Origin of the sequence: Ornithinibacter sp., from assembly GCF_035443565.1 — a bacterium.
GTDB lineage: Bacteria > Actinomycetota > Actinomycetes > Actinomycetales > Dermatophilaceae > Fodinibacter.
This window is the reverse complement of record NZ_DAORSO010000029.1, coordinates 6,627-9,953: the sequence shown is the minus strand read 5'-3', so window position 1 is coordinate 9,953 and position 3,327 is coordinate 6,627. Positions and strand designations below refer to the sequence as shown.

Annotated in this window: 2 protein-coding genes; both read right to left on the bottom strand. The window is 74.0% G+C overall.

The annotated features are described in order from the left end of the window. A partial coding sequence (locus tag PLL68_RS05295) for a histidinol dehydrogenase (protein WP_502910675.1) occupies window positions 1-728 on the bottom strand: 728 nt, incomplete at its 3' end. Between the two features lie 35 nt (window positions 729-763). Next, window positions 764-3,327: bifunctional [glutamine synthetase] adenylyltransferase/[glutamine synthetase]-adenylyl-L-tyrosine phosphorylase (locus PLL68_RS05290; RefSeq protein ID WP_324532332.1), on the bottom strand; the 2,564-nt coding region annotated here is incomplete at its 5' end.

Below are 3,327 nucleotides of genomic sequence, written 5' to 3'. Positions count from 1 at the left end.
GTGGGGCCGGCCTCGGCGTCGATGCCGATGATCCCCTTGAGCAGGCGCTTGGCCGCGGCGACGTAGATGTTGCCCGGGCCGGTGACGAGGCTGACGGGGTCGCAGACCTCACCGTCGTCCTCGATGCCGTACGCGAAGGCAGCCACGGCCTGCGCCCCACCCATGGCCCACACCTCGTCCACCTCCAGGAGGGCGCACGCGGCGAGGATCGTCGGGTGCGGCCAGCCACCGTGGTCGCGCTGCGGTGGGCTCGCGACGGCCAGGCTCGGCACCTGCGCGAGCTGGGCGGGCACGACGTTCATGACGACGCTGCTCGGGTACACGGCCAGGCCACCGGGCACGTAGAGCCCGACCCGGTCGACGGGCACCCAGCGCTCGGTGACCGTGCCCCCGTCGGCGACCTGCGTGGTCGTGTCGGACCGGCGCTGGTCGGCGTGCACGACGCGCGCCCGGCGGATGGACTCCTCGAGGGCCGCGCGCACGGCCGGGTCCAGCGTCGTCAGGGCGTCGGCGATGACCTCGGCGGGCACCCGCAGCCGCGCCGGACGGATGCCGTCGAAGCGCTCCGCGGCGTCGTAGAGGGCCGCCGCACCGCGCTCGGCGACGTCCGCGACGATCGGGCGCACGGCATCCAACGCCGCCTCGACGTCGAACTCGGCGCGCGGCAGGGCAGCCTTGAGCTCACGCAGGCTGAGGTGCTGCCCGCGCAGGTCGAGCCGGGGAATGATCGTGTCGGGCATGCCCCCAAGTTTAGGTCGAGCCCTCAGTCGTCGTAGAACTCGGCCTCGTGGGCGGCCCGGGCCCGGCGAGCCAGCTTGCGGTAGCGCTCCCCCAGCTCCTGGCCCGAGCCCCCGGGCAGGCCGAGGATGCGCGCGATGCCGTCGGCGTCGCGCGGGTCGGTCGGCACGGCATCCACCGTCTTGGCGCGGAAGAGCACCCCGGCGTTGCGCATCGACGACGCCAGGCGCCACGACGCCGCGAGGTCCGCGGCGTGGTCGGGGTCGATCAACCCGAGCGACTCCGCCGCCGACAGGGCCGCCATCGTCGAGGTCGTGCGCAGCTCCGGGTGGGCGTGGGCGTGCTGCAGCTGCACGAGCTGGACGACCCACTCGACGTCGGACAGGCCGCCGTGGCCGAGCTTGAAGTGGGTCTTGCGGTCCGCGCCGCGCGGCAGCCGCTCGGCCTCCATCCGGGCCTTCAGGGTGCGGATCTCGCGAACCTGGGTCGCGTCGAGCCCGCCAGCCGGCCAGCGCAGCGGGGCGATCAGGTCGAGGAATCGCTGACCGAGGTCGGCGTCGCCGGCGATCGGCTTCGCCCGCAGCAGGGCGTGCGCCTCCCAGACGAGCGACCAGCGCGCGTAGTACTCGCGGTACGAGGCGAGCGAGCGCACGAGCGGGCCGTTCTTGCCCTCGGGGCGCAGCCCGGCGTCGACGTCGAGGTTGGGGTCGGGCCCGCGCAGGCCGAGCAGGCGGATGAGGTCCTTGACGACCTCGAGGGCCTGCGCCTGCGCCGCCCCCTCGTCGGCCCCGTCGACCGGGTCGTGGACGAACAGCACGTCGGCGTCCGAGCCGTACCCCTGCTCGCCGCCACCGAGGCGCCCCATGCCGACGACGACGACCCTGGTGAGGGCAGGGGCACCGGTGCGGGCCTCGAGGTCACGCACGCACAGCTCGAGGGTCACCTCGAGCAGCGCCGAGGTGAGGTCGGTCATCGCCGTGCCGAGCCCGTCGAGGGTGAGCAGGCCGGACAGGTCGGCGACCGCGACGCGGAAGAGCTCGGATCGGCGGATGGTGCGGGCGGCGAGCACGGCGGATGCCGGGTCGTCCTTGCGCCCTGCGGCGGACCGCATCCGGCGCAGGACGTCCTCGCGCGCACGCGGCCGTAGGCCGGCCGCGTCACCGAGGAACTGCACGCACTCCGGCGCCTGCTCGAGCAGACCGGCGGCGAAGCGGCTGCGGGCCAGGGTGTGCGCGAGCCGCTCGGCGGCCGAGCCCTCGTCGCGAAGCAGCCGCAGGTACCACGGGGTGGTCCCGAGCTCGTCGCTGATCTTGCGGAAGGCGAGCAGACCGGCATCCGGGTCTGCCTCGTCGGCGAACCAGCCGAGCATCACCGGCAACAGCTGGCGCTGGATCGCGGCCCGTCGGCTGAGCCCGTCGGTCAAGGCTTCGAGGTGGCGGAGCGCGCCATGCGGATCGCGGAAACCCAACGCGGACAGACGCTCTCGCGCGGCCTCGGGAGTCAGGCGCACCTCGGAGTCGGAGAGGCGGGCCACGGCCGAGAGCAGCGGGTGGTAGAAGATCCGCTCGTGCAGGCGGCGCACCTCGCGCTGCTGGGCCTTCCACTGGGCGATGACGGCATCCGCCGGTGAGGACCGGTGACCGAGCGCCCGTCCGAGGCGGCGCAGGTCCGAGGCTGCGGTGGGCATGAGGTGGGTGCGGCGCAGGCGGTAGAGCTGGATGCGGTGTTCCAGCGTGCGCAGCAGCCGGTATGCCGTGGCGAGCGTCGCGGCGTCCTCGCGCCCCACGTAACCACCCGCCGACAGGGCCGCGAGCCCGTCGAGCGTGGTCCCGGTGCGCAGCGACTCGTCGGCCCGGCCGTGCACGAGCTGGAGCAGCTGCACGGAGAACTCGACGTCGCGCAGCCCACCCGCACCGAGCTTGAGCTGGCGGGCGGCCTCGGCGGGTGGGATGTGCTGTTCGACGCGTCGGCGCATCGCCTGCACGTCGGCGACGAAGTTCTCGCGGGTGGAGGCTTGCCAGACCATCGGCTGCACGGCGTCGCAGTAGGCCTGCCCCACCTCGGCGTCACCCGCGACCGGGCGGGCCTTGAGCAGGGCCTGGAACTCCCACGTCTTGGCCCACCGCTCGTAGTAGGAGCGGTGGCTCGCGACGGTGCGCACGAGCGGCCCGTTCTTGCCCTCGGGGCGCAGCGCCGGGTCGACCTGCCACAACGCCCCGGTCGCCGTCGACGCCGAGCAGATCCGCATCAGGCGGGTCGCGAGGTCGGTGGCGATGGCCGTCGACTCGTCCTCGGGCACCCCGTCCGCCGGTTCGGCCACGAAGATGACGTCGACGTCGGAGATGTAGTTCAGCTCGCGCCCACCGGTCTTGCCCATGGCGATGACCGCCAGGCGGGTGCGCCCGGCATCCGCCCCGACCTCGTCGCGGGCGATCACGAGAGCGGCCTCCAGCGCCGCCTGCGCCAGGTCGGCCAGGGCCGCGGCCGTCTCCGGGAGGGACACGAGTGGGTCGCCGGACGTGAGGTCCAGGGCCGCGATCTCGAGCAGTTGTTCGCGGTATGCCGTGCGCAGGACGTCGACGGCCGGCG